We start from the raw sequence: 316 nt of genomic DNA, 5'->3' as shown, positions 1-316 counted from the left end.
ATTCTTCGTGTTTGAACGGAAAGTTCAACAGGAACACCGAGCAACATGGCCTCTTTTACATGACGCCATTGATACTCATGAATAGCCTCGGCCTCGAGACCACAAAGGCACTTAGCCTCAGAGTTAGGTTTAAGAGTCAGGGTAATAAGTGATGCTGTCTGGTGAGACTTTACTATTTGAAAGCCTTCCCAGAATGAAGATAGGAAAGTATGATTCGGCATGAAAACGGTAGTTTGTGTATGATTTTTGTTTGGCGACTAAACCATATCACTTACTACCGTTTTTGTTTTTAGTTCCCGCTAATCCGCGATGAACC

Annotated in this window: 1 pseudogene; it reads right to left on the bottom strand. The window is 42.4% G+C overall.

Annotated elements, in window-relative coordinates:
• A pseudogene (locus AB4507_RS08790) lies at positions 1-221 on the bottom strand (ISL3 family transposase); the annotation flags it as partial.
• Between the last annotated feature and the right edge of the window lie 95 nt (positions 222-316).

The sequence above is a fragment of the Vibrio sp. 10N.222.54.A3 genome (assembly GCF_041474095.1).
Taxonomy (GTDB): domain Bacteria; phylum Pseudomonadota; class Gammaproteobacteria; order Enterobacterales; family Vibrionaceae; genus Vibrio; species Vibrio crassostreae_C.
Note: the sequence above shows the minus strand (reverse complement) of the source record. Positions and strands in the feature narration are given on the sequence as shown.